Here is a 16,564-nt window from a genome sequence, read left to right on the forward strand (position 1 = left end):
ATGATAAATTGGATACAGCCCAAAGAGTGAGCTGCGGATACCGCGGCTTTTTTGCATGCCATGGGATAAGCGTGGTCATCAGAGGTAGAGGAAGAAATTATACGCAGATACCACATTTTGGGTTATGATAGATGAGATTCCAACATAAAGGAGAGCTATGCACATGAACATTGAATATGCCTTACAGACAGACTACACCTACATCGTTGAAAAGGATCGGCATATTCATCAGGGGATGGTCGAACCCAAGATAAAGGAGAAGGAAATCTACATCCTCTGGGAAGGCGAAGCAAGGATCGGGTGGATGAGATATGGCTATTTTTGGGATAACATGCCCTTTATGAATATGATCTGGTTGGAAGAGCCGTATCGTGGTCACGGATTAGGGCGGCTGGTTGTGCAGCATTGGGAAAATGAAATGAAACAAAAGGGTTTTGATATCGTCATGACCTCCACACAGTCGGATGAGCAGGCACAGCATTTTTATCGGAAAATGGGCTATGTTGATGCAGGCGCACTCCTGCTGGACACTCAGCCGCTGGAAGTCATACTGATCAAAAGAATCTAGGTAGTGACAACTGAAGGAGTGTTGAGTATGAATTATCACATGGAGAAACGAGTAACATTACAACGGATAACAGAGGAAAATGAGGAGCAGTGCATCCGTCTTCAACCACGGGAAGATCAGCTGGCACTGGTAGCCAGTAACGCGGATTCATTAATTCATGCGACCAAGGAAGTCACTTCAAAACCTTACGGGATTTATGCGGGAGATGACATGGTCGGGTTTGCTTTGTTTGATAACGAGATGTATACGGATGGGTACTACTGGATTCTTCGTTTTATGATTGATCGGCAATATCAGGGGCAGGGTTATGGCAGAAGCGCTATTCAGGAGATTATTCACATGTTGCAAGAACGAAGCGACTGTATACAGATCAGAGTATCTCATGTACCTCACAATTTCGCAGCTAATACGCTGTACAAGCGTTGTGGTTTTCAGGAAACGGGTGAACGAGAGGATAACGGTGACATTATTTTGAGTTACCAGATGAGAGAATAGGGGGCAGCGGGTCATGATCAGAGAAGCGGAAGCCAGGGATGCGGCAGTTATTGAAGGCTTGTACAGAGAACTATTGCCCGATCATGTGGGCACGGAAGTGCTTGCTGAACGCATTGAAGAGATCAGATGCCACGAACACAGCTATCTGTTTGTATACGAAGTGCAGGATCAGATAGTCGGTACCGCACATTTGCATATTTGCTTGGATGCTCTCGCAGCAAATCGACCGTTTGGTGTGGTGGAGAGGGTTGTTATTTCTGACAAGGTGCGGAGCAGGGGATATGGTTCAGAATTGATGAAGCACCTTGAACAGGTATGTGTACAGTTGAACGCCTCGAAGATGCTTCTTGCCAGCGGTGCCTCCAGGCATGGGGCTCATCACTTCTACACGAAGCTGGGGTATGATGGAGAGTCCAGTAAAGCATTTAAAAAATATCTATAACTTTAGGAGATACGTCCAACAAGATGAGAGATAAACACGATCAACTCTTTAATAAAAAATTCATTGCGGTGACGTTTACGCTGCTGCTTATGACGTTATGCTGTCTTTCCATCGCCGCATATCTGCGAGCGAAGTCGGGTTCCGGCATGTATGCTTTTCTCAGCTGGGACATGTTTCTGGCGTGGGTTCCACTCCTGATATCATCGCTAATGGCATATGTCTCCGGGCGAATGTCCGCCAGACATCGTTTAATCGGTGTAGCTTTGAAAGGCGTATTCGGTCTTGTATGGCTGTTCTTTTTGCCCAATGCGGCCTATCTGTTTACGGAAATGCTTCATACATTCCGGTATTTTACGGTTCAACCAGGAAATCCATTTTGGTACAGCATGGACTTTTGGTACAGTTTGAGTCTTACCTTTGGGGTAGCAATCACAGGTTTACTGCTGTCGACGTGCTCCATTATGCAAATTCAACAGGTACTTCATAAGTTTATACATAGGTTAGTCTGCTGGATCATTGTCGGGGGGATCTTGCTTCTAAGCAGCCTGGGCGTATATATCGGTAGGTTTAATCGCTGGAATTCATGGGATATCGTGTCCAGACCTGGGCAGATTGTTATGGATTTGCTGAACGATTTCAAGGCAGAAGACGGTATTCTGCTCGAATTTGTAACACTGCTGTTTGTGGTGCAGGGTTTTCTATATGTCATGATTTCACTGCTCAATTTCCAAAGCAAGGAGCTGTCCCGATGAGAGTCGTTATAAACCGTGTTCGTTTGCTGGAGCAGTTAACAAGAACGGTCCGTTTTGTGTCATCCAATGAGGCTGTTCGTGTGCTTGAATGTGTGTATATCAAGGCTGGCACAGACCGAATCAGCATGATTGGTGGAGAGGGCAACTCTTTTTTTGTGACGGAGATGCATACGGAACATGTTCAGATTCAGCAAACAGGCAGAATTGTGGTGCAGGCCAAACTTCTGGCCGACATCGTGCGAAAGATGCAAGAGAGCGAGATTGTTTTATCCAACGAGGAAAAGACTGATCGCTTATCGGTCACTACCCCCTCTGCCAGATCCACCTTTGTGCTCCAGCTGCTGTCGGCCGATGAATATCCACTTCCAGAGCGCATGGAGGAACAGACGTTGTTTACCATCCCCGGAGAACACCTGAAAGCTGCGATTCGTCAAACGTTGTTTGCAATCCAGAAAAAAGAACAGATGCCCATACTTACCGGAGTGAAGATGGAGATTCAGAATAACACGTTAATTATGATTGGCTGTGACCGGTATCGGATGGGGAAGGTGGAGCAGGCTCTAATGTCTGAAATGTCTGTTGCCAGCGAAACGGCAATCGTTCCTGGCAGGGCCTTGAACGAGCTTGAAAAACTTCTTGGTGATGAGTCTGTTCACGTTAGATTGTGCAAATCCAAAATCGAGTTCAATTGCAATGATTTTACACTTCTAACCCATTCGATTACAGGTACTTATCCGAACGTTGATATAGATGTAGAAGGGCCATATGCAGCTCGGTTTATTATCCAGAAGTCTGTACTTATATCGGCGTTGGAACGAGTAGCGATTATTGCAGCTCAGGAGAAAACGAATCTGATTAAAATGTGGGTTCGAGCGGAGCAGGTGCAATTTAGCGCCTCAAGTCAAGTGAATCAAGCGTTGGAGACGCTGGATATAGATCAATTTCTCGGAGTGGAATGTAAAGTGTCATTGAATGTGGGTTACGCATTGGAAGCTTTAAAAGCTCTGGATACAGCACAGGTTCAAGTACAGATCAACCAAGGATTGCAGATGGTTCTGTTTACCTCGCAAGAGAAGAAAGGGGTGCTGCAATTAATTATGGCAGCCCGAACAGCTGGCTGAATTATGGTGTCCAAAGATTGCTATATAGATTGAACTGGATCTTGAGGAACTGATGGAGGATATTACGGAGTTTGGATGCTCAGCCTGGGGGGATAACATATGAGTCTAACAGAGTGGATTGCGGACACGCTTCAATACGAATTATCGGATGAATATTCGATTCGACTTGCAGATTTTACGGAGTGGGGGTTATTTTGCACCATTTATTATGATATGGGATACGTTGGATTTTTCAGGGAAGAGGAGTTCAACTCCTCAAGGTGTAGTGCGTACTGGATCTATCGGGGGGAAAGCAAAATAGGCGGTGTACGAATGGAGCCGAACAAGATGTATCATTTGTTCTTGATCCCGCCATTTCAGCAAGGTTATGAGGTCGTCAAGCTGCTGAAGCATAAATTGATGCAGTGGTCCGATCGAAGTAGACGTATCGTGACATATGAGATTCTACCGGGTCAAGTGGACTGGTTTGCGAGAGCTGGATTCTGGCCCGCCGAGTTCAGATGCCGCTGGATGCAGCGGCCTACGGATCATTATGAGATCGATTGGAACGACAGATGGTCTGTAAAGAGTCCCGAGATTATCGAAAACGGAACGGGCGGTTTGAAGTACATCAACGAAGAGCAGATTGCCCGGTGTGATCTGGAGAGCTTTGGCGGCAGTCTTGAAGCAACGCGAAGAAAACAGAAATCCCTGGAAGATTTCACACCTGACGAAGACCCTAATTATACGAATGAAATTCTGACTCAGGCCTCTACGCTTGTATATGATCAGGAAACGGGCCAGTTGGTTGCCAACTGCCGACTGTGTCTGCAGGACAATCAGGCTGCGGTGTACAGTATCGGCGTCATTCCTTCGTATCGAGGAAGAGGGCTGGCTACCCGCATGTTACAGAGAGCATTAACGAGGCTCAAGGGGCATTATCCATTTTTGCGGCTGTATGTGATGGAAGGTAATGAAGCAGAGTCCGTCTATCTGAATCTGGGCTTTATACAGGGGGTTCAGGAGATTCAGACGATGTATATTCCTGAGGAGGAATCGGAATGAAAGCGGCTATTTTAACCGATATTCATGGAAATGCGCCTGCGCTTCAAGCTGTACTGAAGGATATTGATCAACAAGGGAATATTAAGCAGTTATTTTGTTTGGGGGATATGATTGGCATAGGACCACACTCAAATGAAGTGATTGAGATGTTATACAGTCGCAAAAACCTGACGGCTATCGCAGGAAATCATGAACAAGCTGTACTGCATCTGGTTGAGGGGAAAGGGCCGCTGGAAGGACATAAAGGCATGCAGCAGCATCATGAGTGGATTGCGGAGCGGTTGAGTGAGGACTCCATCAAGCGAATTCAGCTTCTACCCCAAGCGATCGAACAAGAAGTTGAGGGACAGCATGTGCTATTGACTCATTATCATATGACCGATGAGAAGCTGGATGCAATCGAGAGGCAACCTGCCGGAGCGAAGTGGGATGAAAAATATGAAGGAGCCCCGTATGATCTCATTTGTTTTGGACACTATCATATTCTGCATTATTTCAGGACAACGCGGAGGGTCTACCTGAATCCGGGAGCATTGGGGTGTAATGATGTGGCAGTGGCGAGATACGGAATTGTGGATATTCAGAAGGGTCAGCTGGATGTGAGATTTACGGCGGTGCCCTATGATAATAGATCATATCTACAATCGTATGAGCTTCTGAACGTGCCTGATCGAGATTATATTTTGAAAGCCTTTCACGGGAATCAACTGGAAAAAGAAATGATTTAATGACAAGGGCGGTCTGGCAAGATCGCCTTCCTTTGTTATAGCGATCAAAATAGAGGGAGGTAATTATGATATTTGCTATGATTATTTGTGTACTTGTAATTTTGATTTTAGGCCAGTATGTAGTTAAGACGGCCATTGATACTTCAAAAAATAGTCAGCACACGAGAGAAATTTTGGAAGAGTTGAGAGAGATCAAAGCGTTTTTGAGAGAGAAAAAATAAGTTGCTTGGGCTTTCTGTGATGAACATGTCTTATATAGGCATCCATCTGGTTTATTTCAGGCATGCATATTAATTTGTTGGTGTATTTTGTAAATACTCTGTTTATTTATACAGGAATACATATAGTGCTGTATATCAAAAAGAGAATAACCGGGAAATAGATGGAGTGAATAATGGTGGAACAGCTTCCTTCAAGATGGAGTTCAGAGCGGCTTCTTATTTCAGATGTAGAGGTTTCTGATATTGCTGAACTTCAATCCTTGTACGACACAAGTCGCTATATACAACAATGGGATGGACAAGAAAATGATCCGAATTACGTGAAAAATTGCTTGGAACAAGGTAACCTTCCTCCGGGTGGAACGTTGAAGAACTACAGGATTCAGAGCATACGCACGGCTGTGGAAGATCGGAAAATAGGGCTATTAAGTGTATATCACGGTTACCCTGCTGAAAATGTGCTGTACTTAGAATTTTTATACATTCAGAGCGGTGTTCAGAAACAAGGGCATGGACAGGAAATGATGTCTGCTCTAACTCGGCAGCTTGCCGGACTGGGTTACCATGAGATTAGAATTAATGTAGCACTCAAAAACTGGCCAGCCCTACGTTTCTGGTTCAAATCCGGCTTTAGCCAAATTAGCGGCATTTATGGAGATGTTGAACATACGTCAACCAGTTTTGCGAATATTGAGTTAATCAAGACGCTGTAATACAGGTCAATCCAATCTGGGAGAGTGAAGCTGTATGGAAACGTTTTTTCGATATAACTGGATCGTGCGTGAACAGTGGTATACATGGTGTGCCGATTTACCGCCAGAAGAGCTGCTTCGTCAACGTACAGGTGGTGCGGGAAGTATCCTGAAAACTTTTTTTCATGTCATTGATGTGGAATGGAGCTGGCTTCAATTATTGCAAGGCAAACCGGATGAAGCGGAGGATTTTGCACACTACCAGACTCTTGGAGCAGTGCGGGATTTAGACCGTAAGCTGCATCTGGACGTTGAATTATTTGTACGGGCCTGGGAGCCGAGTATGGAAAAGAGGGCTTATATCGACCGCCGAACCGATGGGCATGTAGAGCTGGCTGCCTGGGGCGAGATTGTGCGTCATGTCATTGCACATGAAATTCATCATATGGGGCAGTTATCGGTATGGGCCAGAGAATTAGGTGAAGAGCCCGTATCTGCTAATGTTATAGGCAAGCGTCTGATCCAGCCTGATTAAACGAAAGGTTGTGAGTACAAATGATACAGCTCGCCAGCATCCATTGGGTTCAGCTGGATGAAAAGATTAGGCAAGTGATGAATCAGACGTATCGACTTGTTCCGTTGAAGCCTGGTCTGGAGGCGGATGTTATGCGCGTTGAGTTTTCTCATCAATCCTATGTGCTGAAGATATGGAACAAGGAATCGCGCCCGGATATTGGCAGACAGTATACGCTATTGTCTGCTCTTACGCAGAGTGGTATTCGAGTATCCAGACCCTACGGATGGGGCATGGATCAACACCAGAATCAAGTGTTACTCACGAGTTACGATGGCGTTCCGGTTACCCGGCTAGATCGGGATATATTAAGTCAGATGGCTCAGACGTTACACGAGATTCACCAGTATCCAGTCAATGTTACAGATCATCGAGACGTGGGGAAAGCATACGTACTTCGGACTGATTTTGTGGACTACTTTTTTCCTCAGGCTGCCGAACACGAGGATATTCATCACATTGTTCATGATCTGATGAAGCGTGCACAGATCAGACAAGAGCAGTTGATTCATGGTGATTATAACTTGGGAAACATTGTTGGGATGCATGGACAATATACGATTATTGACTGGACGAACGGACAGTACGGAGATCCGAGATACGATGCCGCATGGTCTGTTTTTTTAATCAGCATATACAATGGAGAAGAGTTCGGTAATGCTTATCAGGCTGAGCTTCAAGCAGTTTCTAACAATACGCTGGATGAGGAACCGGCATTCGAAGCTTTGGCCTGCTTACGTTGGGTGCTGCTTTCACGAGGGGGCGGTGTTCCCAGAGATGCGCAGGTCATGCGGCGGGTTCGGAATATTGCTAAACATAATCCGTATTTGCACGCAAACTTGCTGTAAGCCTGTCCTAAATTCACGTCTTCTGCATACCTATGGTAGTAGAGGAGTGTGATGGAGATGGAACAGAAGGTACAGACGTATTTTGAGCTGAAGCAGCGGCAGAAGGAGATTGAACAGCAATTATCTGTTTTGAGAGATGAGATCGTGGCGTACTGCGGACAACAGGGGATATATGAGACGGAAGTAGGCTCCTTCAGGGTTAAAACGGTGCTCCAGCACCGCAAGGAATATGACGATCAGAAGCTGTACGCCTCGCTGCCCGACCCGGAGATCTGGAGGCTGTTGTCCAAGGTAGACAGTCATAAGCTAAAAAGTCTGATCAAGCTGAATATTCTCTCGGAGGAGCAGGTCAGTCCGGCCTGTACTGTGAAACAGGTCACACTGCTACAGGTGGACAAGATATAACCTATAGCTGAATTCGTCTGCTTGTGATGAAATTGGTAGAATTTCAGGGGGCAAAACGTTTATTTTGTTCATGGAAAGCGCATTCATTATTCGATATGATGAAAAAAAGAACCTGTGAGGAGGAACCAGGATGTCTACCGAAATTCCGTCCCTATCTGCATCTTATGCCAATTCGTTCAAAATAGGTGCGGCAGTGCATACGAGAATGCTGCAGACTGAAGGCGAATTCATTGCAAAGCATTATAATAGCGTCACCGCGGAGAATCAGATGAAGTTTGAAGAGGTTCATCCACGAGAGCATGAATATACGTTTGAGGCGGCAGATGAGATTGTTGATTTTGCTGTGGCTCGTGGTATTGGTGTAAGGGGGCACACTCTGGTATGGCACAATCAGACGCCGGCTTGGATGTTTGAAGATGCTTCCGGGGGAACGGCTTCCAGAGAGATGATGCTGTCCCGACTGAAGCAGCATATTGATACGGTGGTGGGCCGTTACAAAGACCAGATTTATGCCTGGGATGTCGTAAATGAGGCGATTGAAGACAAGACGGATCTGATTATGCGTGATACAAAATGGCTGCGTTTGCTCGGAGAGGATTATCTGGTTCAGGCATTCAATATGGCTCATGAAGCAGATCCGAATGCCTTGTTATTCTACAACGATTATAATGAGACGGACCCGGTTAAACGGGAGAAAATTTATAATCTGGTTCGTTCTTTATTGGATCAGGGCGCTCCTGTTCATGGCATTGGTATGCAGGGACACTGGAATATTCACGGTCCTTCTATGGATGAGATTCGTCAGGCCATCGAGCGTTATGCTTCGTTGGATGTACAGCTTCATGTGACTGAACTGGATCTGTCTGTGTTTCGTCACGAGGATCAGCGTACCGATCTGACCGAGCCAACGGCAGAGATGGCAGAGCTGCAGCAGAAGCGATACGAGGATATTTTTGGTCTGTTCCGTGAATATCGCTCCAATATCACTTCCGTAACGTTCTGGGGAGTCGCTGACAACTACACATGGCTGGACAATTTCCCGGTGCGTGGCCGCAAAAACTGGCCGTTTGTATTTGATACAGAGCTTCAGCCCAAGGATTCCTTCTGGCGTATTATCGGGCAAGACTAGAATTATATAAGTCAAACTAAAGATGTTTACACACTCCGCTGGATTTCCCGGATTTAATGCCTTGCATGCAGCCCTTGATTAAGGGATAGCTTGTAAGGCTTTTTGAAGTATCTTATAAATATAGCAGATATATTCTAATTTTAGCATTGTCACTTTGACTGTACGATGCCATACTTGAGAAAAAAAGGGGAAATGGCAGGTGAATCCATGTACAAGGTCATAGTAGCAGATGATGAGCCGTTTATGCTGGAAGGCTGGAGAACGATGATTGATTGGCAAGGCTGCGGATATGAGCTGTGTGGAACTGCAACGGATGGAGAGGAAGCGCTTGAATTGATCGGCATGGTGAATCCGGATTTGGTGGTAACGGATATTCAGATGCCGGTTCTGGATGGACTGGGCCTGATTCGTACCATGCGTGAAGAGCTGAGATATGATTCCCAAATCGTGATTGTAACCGGTTATTCCGAGTTTGGATATGCACAGCAGGCGATACGGTATCGGGTAAATGAATATGTGCTTAAACCTCTGGTACCTGAAGAGATTCACGAATTGTTGCGCAGTATGATTGTTCCTTTGGAGTTACAGAGACAGGAGACGGCGCAGCTATTTGCCAGCGAGCAACTGGAAGCTGCACAACTTCTGGACACCCCTGCTGAAGTGAACGACACCATTGGAGAGAATGATCTGGAGAACATGACGTCCCATGCGAAGCAACTGCTTACATTGATGGAAGCAGGAGATATAAAAGGCATTACGACTGCTGTTGATCAGATGATGCAGGAAATCCAGGGATCACTGCTTGGACTCAGCCTGACCCAGAGCATGGTCCTGTATATACACGGAGAGCTGCTGCGAAAATATCGAGTACTTGGGGCAGATTCCATGTTGCTTCAAGACCATACATGGCACCAAACCGAGAGGTGGATTACAGGAGAATTGAAACGGCTTTTTGTTCGTATTACAGAAACCTTTGCTGCCGCCACTCAAAGCGATGCAGGTACCGGAGGACTGGTGACTGAAGCAGTTCAGTATTTGAAGCAGCATTATCGGTCCAAAATCAAACTGCAGCAGCTCGCCAATCACATTCATGTGAACGCGGCTTATCTGGGCCAGCAGTTCAAGCGTGAGATGGGCGTCAGCTTCAGCGAATATGTGCATCGGCTTCGGATTGAGGAAGCACGCAGACTGCTTCGGCGAACCAATATGAAAATCTCGGATATCGCATTTGAATTGGGCTATCACGATGCGGAGTATTTTACTGAGAAATTTAAAGCGCTTACAGGGGAGCTGCCTTCTCTATACAAAAACAACAGTCAAGGGTGATCATGTGCGCACAAAATGGAGGAACGTTCATACCGTCAACGATATCCCCCTTCGATACAAATTTTTAATGATTTATGTGCTTAGCATTTTACTTCCGATCATTGCGATCAATCTGTTTTTTTATCAACGAATTTCAGCAGATATCAAGGTGAGGGAGCAGGAGAATCTGCGCAAATCCATCGACCGGGCTACTGGCGAGCTGGTTGGTATGATTGATGAGAGCGTTGCATTAAGCCGCATGATCGCTGCTGATGACTCCTTGTATGAAGCACTAGACCGTACCTATCAGTCACCTGTGGAATATTACAATGAGTATCATGTTTTTCTACGAGATAAATTGACGCGGTATATGTCGGCGAACATTCTTGAGGTCCGTATTTTTACAGATAATGATACGATCCAGACGGGCAGTCATTATATCGTCATGAAGGATAAGGGAACAACGCTGCCAGGGATAGAGCAATTAAATCAAGCCAGCGGCGATATTCTGGTTATTGATTATGAAGAAGAATCGGGGTTCAGTCGGGGGAAACGTATCAGTGTTATTGGCAAAATGAAGACGTTCACTTCTTACGCAAATTACGCGAAGTATTCGAAAATTGATCTGGAAGTGAGCCGGATATACAGCATTCTGAATCGTGAGACGAACAGCTTGCAGCTGAGGCTGGTGGACGGAAACAACCGCCCAGTTGTGTCCAGTGCACGTTTTCCGGCGGATGATCAATGGTCTGGTGATGTGAATACCGAATATGTACTGGAGAAGTCTCTTGGCAATCTGGCTTATCTGGATGGCTGGAAGCTGATCGGAGTTGCGGATACGCGGCATGTCGATCAGCTGTTGAACGAGGCGCGTAAATCCATTTTGTGGCTGGCAGTGATCAGTGTTATTGTGCCCTCGGTGCTCATTTATTTTATTCTGCGTTCGTACCACTATCGTATCCGTAAGTTATCACGGCATATGGAGAAAGTACGGAACGAACGTTTCGACCTGATTGAGATTCAGGAGGGCCGGGACGAGATTGGTGGATTAATTCGTACATTTAATATGATGATCAGCAAAATTCACTCCCTTATCAACGATGTCTACAAATTGGAGATCAGACATAAGGATCTGGAGCTGGATCAAGTACGCACAGAGTTATCCATGCTTCAGAGCCAGATGAATCCGCATTTTCTGTTTAATACACTGAATGCGCTATTGGTTGTGAGTACCAAAAACGGATATACAGAAGTGTCGGAGATTATTAAGAGTTTATCACTGCTAATGAGACAACTGCTTAGTCGATCAGATAATTTGATTCCTTTGCAAGAGGAGCTGCAGTTTACGACCCTTTATCTTCAGATTGAGAAATTCAGGTTCGGGGAGCTGTTCGATTATACGCTGGATATTGATCCACAGGCTGCGGGGAAGCGGATTCCGAGAATGAGCATTCAGCCACTCGTGGAGAATGCGTGCAAGCATGGTCTGCAGGCGCGTAAGACAGGTCGGTTAATTCATATTACGGCCCAGCTTGAGGAATCCGGGCTGACAATTGGTGTGATTGATAACGGTATCGGGATGGAACAGGACAGATTGCGCCAATTAATTCAGGATGTACGCTCGGATCAGACGAAGGACGGTTCGCATGTGGGCATTCGCAATGTCTATCGACGTCTGGAACTGTTCTATGAAGGAGCTGCAACGTTTACGATTCGCAGTGAGAAAGGAATTGGAACAGAGGCTGGATTTCATATTCCTGCAGATCGACTGTAACGTACAAAAAGGGGGCAACGAAGATGTATAAAGTGCTTCTGGTAGATGATGAGCCGTTTGCGATTGAAGGGCTGCAGCTTTTGATTAATTGGCGGAGATTTGGCTTTGAAATAAACGGTGTATGTGCCAACGGTGAAGAGGCTGTTGAGGCGATACGCACAAGCAAGCCTGATCTGGTTGTTACGGATATTCATATGCCAGCGATGAACGGGCTTGAACTCATTGAAGAGGCGCGTCGTCAGGGATATGATTCGACGATGTTTGTCATAACAAGTGGTTACAGTGACTTTAATTATGCAAGGCAGGCGCTCCGGCTCGGTGTGAGCAATTATTTAACAAAACCGGTCGATACGGTAGAAGCGGATGATATGCTGGAACGGCTGGCCCATGAACTGAAGCAGAAGCAGGAACGTGAGTCACACCGTGAACAGGCCAAAAATCAGGAAATCAGACAGGTTCTCTTCTCCTTGGTTACCGAGCAGGAATATGAGAATAGAGAGACAGCGGCTCATGTTATCTCGGGTTTGAAGGCGCAGACCTCTCAATGGGCATATGTCAAAGTAAGATTTCAGCGAGCTGATTCAGGTCAGATTCGTACAACGATTCAGGACGCCGTGACACGTGAGCACTGCTGTTATGTGGTGGAGCATGAGCAGGACGTCTGCGGCATCCTATGGGGTGAGAGTAGCCTTGAAGCTGAGACTCTGCAAGGAGACAGTCATCGGGCTTTTGCAATGCGGCTGTTGTCTGCTTTAAACGAGGTGGTGCCCAACGGCGTGCAGCTCGCCATTGGTCTGCCTGTGCAACAGTTGGAGAACGTTTCTCTGTCCAGAAGTATGGCCATCCAAGCGGAGCGTTTTTTATTTTTACATGAGGGTGATCTGCTGTTCGCTGAAGATATCCGGGAGCAACGTCTGATATTTAACCCTGAATCTCTTCGTGAAGTGGACCTCATTATGGAGCATGTAGAGAACGGTTCGCCGGAGCAGGTAAGTCAGTCGATCAGAGAAGCCTTCAGCGAATTGGTGAAAAATAAGACGTCTCCTGAATTTGTTCATATTTTCATCACCCAGATTTTGTTTAGGGGGCTTTCTCTGTGCAAGGAGCTTGGCGGAGAATCAAAAGAGCTACTGAAGGATACAGCGATCTATCCTGGTCATCAGGATTATCGGAATATTGAGGAGTCTGCCCATCTGCTGGAGTCGTTTTGCTTAAAGTGCCGGGCAATGGCGAGCTCCCTTCGTCAAAAGCAACTCGGCGGAACACAGGCGATGGTGGCGGAATATTTGCAGGAGCATTTCAGAGAAACCTTTACAATCAAGGAGCTGGCAGAACGCTTTTATATGCATCCGGTGCATCTCGGGCAGTCTTTTATGCGCAAGTATGGTAAAGGTGTTCTGGACATGGTGCATGATCTGCGGATTGAAGAAGCGATAAGGCTACTTAAAACATCGGACGAAGCCTCGTGTGCGATTGCAGAGCAGGTCGGATACAAGAGCTACCAGCATTTTTTGAAGCAGTTTGAGCGCAGAACAGGGTTGAAACCGGCTGAGTATCGTCTGAAGTTCACACAGTGAGGAGCACTTTACAGGGGCATGAGTTGCTTCATTACCTCCTGAAATTAAGGGGGGCAGATGCTTAAATCTGTTTATTTTGTAACCGCATACATTTAATCATAATAAAGACAGCAAGATAAACCACTTCCAAGGAGGCGCAATACATGGGGGGATTGAAGAAAAAGAAACTTTGGGGTTCCGTTTCTCTCGTTATGGCATTAACTCTGGCACTTGCAGGATGTAGCGGTGAAGAGGCCAAAACGACGACAGCCGATGGCAAGGAAGTATTAAATATTTCGGCTTTTATCGGAACACCAAATCAGGCACCGGCAGCGGATAACCGCATCTACAAAAAGATCGAAGAAGAGCTCGGTGTCAAGCTGAACATGGAATTTCTCGTAGGTGACTTGCAGCAAAAACTAGGGGTTATGGTTGCGGGAGGGGATTACCCGGATCTGATCACAGCAGATACCAAGCTGGTTGCGGCTGGTGCGGTTATTCCGCTGGAGGATCTGATCGAGCAGCATGCACCAAATCTTAAAAAGCATTATGCAAAAGATTGGGAGCGGATGAAGGATTCCAGTGATGGTCATATTTACTGGCTGCCAAACTACGGTGTATACACGGGTGAATTTATCAGTAACTACTATTCCGGCCCTGCGTTCTGGGTTCAGAAACAGGTACTGAAAGAGGCCGGGTATCCAACTCCCAAAACGCTTGATGATTATATGAAGCTGATTCGTGATTACACAGCGAAGCATCCAACAACAGAGGACGGTCAGCCAACGATTGGCTTCACTACACTGGCTTCCGACTGGAGAACATTCCCGCTCCTCAACCCGCCGGAGCACTTGACAGGTCATCCGAATGACGGTGGTGTAGTTGTTGATGATAAAGGTGCTGCAAGCGTATTCGCGGATAAAGATATTTCCAAACGTTATTATAAAGAGCTGAACAATCTCTATAACGATGGATTGCTTGACAAAGAAGCTTTCGTTCAGAACTATGACCAATACTTGGCTAAAATTTCTTCTGGACGTGTTGTCGGTATGTTTGACCAGCACTGGAACTTCCAGCAAGGTGAAGATCCACTCGTAGCACAGAACAAAATTGGTCAAACATATGTAGGCTTCCCGCTTGTATATGACACAAGCATCAAGGACCACTACCTGGATCGTCCGGTGATTAACTTGAACAACGGTTTCGGTATCAGTAAAGACGCGAAAGACCCTGTAGCTATTCTGAAATTCCTCGATGCACTGATGGATGAAAAGTATCAGAAGTTGTTGTCTTGGGGTGAAGAGGGTGTAGACTACATGGTCAATGACAAAGGCAGATTCTATCGTACACCTGAACAGCGTATTCAACAGGAAGATCCGGCATGGAAACTGGCTAACAGAGCAGAAGGCTTCTATGGAGCCGCACCGAAAATGGAAGGTACGTTCTCGGATGGCAACGCCATTGGAGCAACCAACCAGCCTGAGGAATTCTACGATAGCCTGAAGCCTGAGGATAAAGAGCTTCTGGATGCATATGGCTTCAAAACATGGAGTGACTTCTTCTCTCCTGCACCTGAGAACCCAGTGTATTATCCAGCTTGGCAAGTGGATCTGAAGGAAGGCTCCGATGCTTCGGTAGCCAACAAACAAATGACAGATACATCCTTGAAATATTTGCCTAGAGCAATTATGTCCAAAGCCAATGAATTCGACTCTATCTGGAGCGAGTACGTGGATGCTTACAAGAAAATTAACGTGAAGGCGTATGAAGATCGAATCAATGAGCAATTACAATGGCGGATTCAGAACTGGACCGCGAAATAAATAAAAGCGACTGAAGGATTGCTTTGGAAGGCATGGGGAGCAGCAACTGCTCCTGTGCCTTCTGAACAATTGATCCCCGAGTACCGCTGTAAGTTGATAGGAGGAGTGAAAGATGGCGAACACGCCAGGAGCTATACAGGATAAAGCTGCTCCAACCATAGTGACCAAGACGCCTCTCATGAAGCGCCTGCGCAGTCAAAAACAACTGATGTTTATGTCTCTGCCCATCGTTGCTTATATTTTGGTTTTCTCATATTATCCGATCTGGGGCTGGGTGATGGCATTCCAGAATTACAGTCCAGCGAAGAAATTTTCGCAGCAGGAGTGGGTCGGACTTAAGCATTTCAAATTTCTGCTTACGGACGACGCGTTTCTGAACGTACTTCGCAATACGATCGCGATGAGTTTGATTAACATGATCCTTGGCTTTGTAACAGCCATTGTTTTTGCGATTTTACTGAATGAAATCAAGAACAAGCTGTACAAACGTACGATTCAAACGATTTCGTATCTGCCTCACTTCTTGTCATGGATTATCGTTACGGGCATTGTAGCCAGCTCATTATCGGTAGACGGCGGTATTGTGAACGTGGTGCTGATGAAGCTTGGATTCATCAACGAACCGATTATGTGGCTTAGTGTTCCAGAGTATTTCTGGGGAATTGTCGGCGCGTCGCACGTCTGGAAAGAGGTCGGCTGGAATGCGATCATCTACCTGGCAGCGATCACCTCGATTGACCCTTCGCTGTATGAAGCAGCAGAGATTGACGGGGCTAATCGTTATCAGAAGATGCTGTATGTAACTTTGCCTGGAATCAAGTCCATCGTTATTATTTTGCTCATTATGAACATGGGATGGATTCTGGAAGCCGGATTCGAAGTACAGTATTTGCTAGGTAATGGTGTCGTCGTTGACTGGTCTCAAACAATTGATATTTTCGTCTTGAAATACGGTCTGCAGATCGGTAACTATTCACTGGCCACGGCGGCAGGTATATTCAAAACGGTGGTTAGTATCACGCTAATATTTGCAGCGAACTCTATATCTAAACGTTTCGGCGAAGACCGATTAATATGAGGAGGACAC

Annotated in this window: 18 protein-coding genes; all 18 read left to right on the forward strand. The window is 46.0% G+C overall.

Features of this window, described 5'->3' with window-relative positions; translation table 11 throughout:
* The first annotated feature begins 163 nt into the window (after positions 1–163).
* On the forward strand, positions 164–568 hold the full coding sequence (locus DFQ00_RS10015; RefSeq protein WP_110896337.1) for a GNAT family N-acetyltransferase: 405 nt from the start codon (positions 164–166) through the stop codon (positions 566–568).
* A 27-nt stretch (positions 569–595) separates the two neighbouring features.
* On the forward strand, positions 596–1,063 hold the full coding sequence (locus DFQ00_RS10020; RefSeq protein WP_110896338.1) for a GNAT family N-acetyltransferase: 468 nt from the start codon (positions 596–598) through the stop codon (positions 1,061–1,063).
* 13 nt (positions 1,064–1,076) lie between these two features.
* On the forward strand, positions 1,077–1,505 hold the full coding sequence (locus DFQ00_RS10025) for a GNAT family N-acetyltransferase (RefSeq protein WP_110896339.1): 429 nt from the start codon (positions 1,077–1,079) through the stop codon (positions 1,503–1,505).
* Positions 1,506–1,528: 23 nt separating this feature from the next.
* Positions 1,529–2,257, forward strand: a complete 729-nt coding sequence (locus DFQ00_RS10030) for a DUF1361 domain-containing protein (protein ID WP_110896340.1) — start codon at positions 1,529–1,531, stop codon at positions 2,255–2,257.
* A complete protein-coding gene (gene dnaN, locus DFQ00_RS10035; protein ID WP_167433653.1) occupies positions 2,254–3,378 on the forward strand; it encodes a DNA polymerase III subunit beta in 1,125 nt (374 codons plus the stop codon). The genes DFQ00_RS10030 and dnaN overlap by 4 nt, the downstream gene beginning before the upstream one ends.
* A gap of 99 nt (positions 3,379–3,477) precedes the next feature.
* A complete protein-coding gene (locus DFQ00_RS10040) occupies positions 3,478–4,422 on the forward strand; it encodes a GNAT family N-acetyltransferase (protein WP_110896342.1) in 945 nt (314 codons plus the stop codon).
* Entirely contained in the window at positions 4,419–5,150 is a 732-nt protein-coding gene (locus tag DFQ00_RS10045; RefSeq protein WP_110896343.1) for a metallophosphoesterase family protein, read from the forward strand. The genes DFQ00_RS10040 and DFQ00_RS10045 overlap by 4 nt, the downstream gene beginning before the upstream one ends.
* Positions 5,151–5,215: 65 nt before the next feature.
* On the forward strand, positions 5,216–5,371 hold the full coding sequence (locus DFQ00_RS29115; RefSeq protein WP_167433647.1) for a hypothetical protein: 156 nt from the start codon (positions 5,216–5,218) through the stop codon (positions 5,369–5,371).
* A gap of 173 nt (positions 5,372–5,544) precedes the next feature.
* A complete protein-coding gene (locus DFQ00_RS10050; RefSeq protein ID WP_244213765.1) occupies positions 5,545–6,084 on the forward strand; it encodes a GNAT family N-acetyltransferase in 540 nt (179 codons plus the stop codon).
* Between the two features lie 34 nt (positions 6,085–6,118).
* On the forward strand, positions 6,119–6,598 hold the full coding sequence (locus DFQ00_RS10055; protein WP_110896344.1) for a DinB family protein: 480 nt from the start codon (positions 6,119–6,121) through the stop codon (positions 6,596–6,598).
* Between the two features lie 20 nt (positions 6,599–6,618).
* Positions 6,619–7,485 carry an aminoglycoside phosphotransferase family protein gene (locus DFQ00_RS10060; RefSeq protein ID WP_110896345.1) on the forward strand — a complete coding sequence of 289 codons (867 nt, stop codon included), beginning with the start codon at positions 6,619–6,621 and terminating at the stop codon, positions 7,483–7,485.
* Between the two features lie 51 nt (positions 7,486–7,536).
* Complete coding sequence (locus DFQ00_RS10065; RefSeq protein WP_110896346.1) at positions 7,537–7,890, forward strand: hypothetical protein; 354 nt, start codon at positions 7,537–7,539, stop codon at positions 7,888–7,890.
* 130 nt (positions 7,891–8,020) lie between these two features.
* Complete coding sequence (locus DFQ00_RS10070) at positions 8,021–9,019, forward strand: endo-1,4-beta-xylanase (RefSeq protein WP_110896347.1); 999 nt, start codon at positions 8,021–8,023, stop codon at positions 9,017–9,019.
* 207 nt (positions 9,020–9,226) lie between these two features.
* Positions 9,227–10,345: a response regulator transcription factor gene (locus DFQ00_RS10075; protein WP_110896555.1), complete on the forward strand. Its 1,119-nt coding sequence runs from the start codon at positions 9,227–9,229 to the stop codon at positions 10,343–10,345.
* A 67-nt stretch (positions 10,346–10,412) separates the two neighbouring features.
* A complete protein-coding gene (locus DFQ00_RS10080) occupies positions 10,413–12,098 on the forward strand; it encodes a sensor histidine kinase (RefSeq protein WP_244213766.1) in 1,686 nt (561 codons plus the stop codon).
* A 23-nt stretch (positions 12,099–12,121) separates the two neighbouring features.
* Positions 12,122–13,675: a response regulator transcription factor gene (locus DFQ00_RS10085; protein ID WP_110896349.1), complete on the forward strand. Its 1,554-nt coding sequence runs from the start codon at positions 12,122–12,124 to the stop codon at positions 13,673–13,675.
* A gap of 143 nt (positions 13,676–13,818) precedes the next feature.
* Positions 13,819–15,477: an ABC transporter substrate-binding protein gene (locus tag DFQ00_RS10090; protein WP_110896350.1), complete on the forward strand. Its 1,659-nt coding sequence runs from the start codon at positions 13,819–13,821 to the stop codon at positions 15,475–15,477.
* A 112-nt stretch (positions 15,478–15,589) separates the two neighbouring features.
* Entirely contained in the window at positions 15,590–16,555 is a 966-nt protein-coding gene (locus tag DFQ00_RS10095; protein ID WP_110896351.1) for an ABC transporter permease, read from the forward strand.
* The last annotated feature ends 9 nt before the right edge of the window (positions 16,556–16,564 follow it).

It is taken from the genome of Paenibacillus barcinonensis (assembly GCF_003217495.1).
In the GTDB taxonomy this organism is placed as follows: Bacteria; Bacillota; Bacilli; order Paenibacillales; family Paenibacillaceae; genus Paenibacillus; species Paenibacillus barcinonensis.

What these genes read in the sequence shown, in the direction of transcription:
- DFQ00_RS10015 (WP_110896337.1), top strand. Translation starts at nt 164, where the DNA reads ATGAACATTGAATATGCCTTACAGACAGACTACACCTACATCGTTGAA.
- DFQ00_RS10020 (WP_110896338.1), top strand. Translation starts at nt 596, where the DNA reads ATGAATTATCACATGGAGAAACGAGTAACATTACAACGGATAACAGAG.
- DFQ00_RS10025 (WP_110896339.1), top strand. Translation starts at nt 1,077, where the DNA reads ATGATCAGAGAAGCGGAAGCCAGGGATGCGGCAGTTATTGAAGGCTTG.
- DFQ00_RS10030 (WP_110896340.1), top strand. Translation starts at nt 1,529, where the DNA reads ATGAGAGATAAACACGATCAACTCTTTAATAAAAAATTCATTGCGGTG.
- dnaN (WP_167433653.1), top strand. Translation starts at nt 2,254, where the DNA reads ATGAGAGTCGTTATAAACCGTGTTCGTTTGCTGGAGCAGTTAACAAGA.
- DFQ00_RS10040 (WP_110896342.1), top strand. Translation starts at nt 3,478, where the DNA reads ATGAGTCTAACAGAGTGGATTGCGGACACGCTTCAATACGAATTATCG.
- DFQ00_RS10045 (WP_110896343.1), top strand. Translation starts at nt 4,419, where the DNA reads ATGAAAGCGGCTATTTTAACCGATATTCATGGAAATGCGCCTGCGCTT.
- DFQ00_RS29115 (WP_167433647.1), top strand. Translation starts at nt 5,216, where the DNA reads ATGATATTTGCTATGATTATTTGTGTACTTGTAATTTTGATTTTAGGC.
- DFQ00_RS10050 (WP_244213765.1), top strand. Translation starts at nt 5,545, where the DNA reads ATGGTGGAACAGCTTCCTTCAAGATGGAGTTCAGAGCGGCTTCTTATT.
- DFQ00_RS10055 (WP_110896344.1), top strand. Translation starts at nt 6,119, where the DNA reads ATGGAAACGTTTTTTCGATATAACTGGATCGTGCGTGAACAGTGGTAT.
- DFQ00_RS10060 (WP_110896345.1), top strand. Translation starts at nt 6,619, where the DNA reads ATGATACAGCTCGCCAGCATCCATTGGGTTCAGCTGGATGAAAAGATT.
- DFQ00_RS10065 (WP_110896346.1), top strand. Translation starts at nt 7,537, where the DNA reads ATGGAGATGGAACAGAAGGTACAGACGTATTTTGAGCTGAAGCAGCGG.
- DFQ00_RS10070 (WP_110896347.1), top strand. Translation starts at nt 8,021, where the DNA reads ATGTCTACCGAAATTCCGTCCCTATCTGCATCTTATGCCAATTCGTTC.
- DFQ00_RS10075 (WP_110896555.1), top strand. Translation starts at nt 9,227, where the DNA reads ATGTACAAGGTCATAGTAGCAGATGATGAGCCGTTTATGCTGGAAGGC.
- DFQ00_RS10080 (WP_244213766.1), top strand. Translation starts at nt 10,413, where the DNA reads ATGATTTATGTGCTTAGCATTTTACTTCCGATCATTGCGATCAATCTG.
- DFQ00_RS10085 (WP_110896349.1), top strand. Translation starts at nt 12,122, where the DNA reads ATGTATAAAGTGCTTCTGGTAGATGATGAGCCGTTTGCGATTGAAGGG.
- DFQ00_RS10090 (WP_110896350.1), top strand. Translation starts at nt 13,819, where the DNA reads ATGGGGGGATTGAAGAAAAAGAAACTTTGGGGTTCCGTTTCTCTCGTT.
- DFQ00_RS10095 (WP_110896351.1), top strand. Translation starts at nt 15,590, where the DNA reads ATGGCGAACACGCCAGGAGCTATACAGGATAAAGCTGCTCCAACCATA.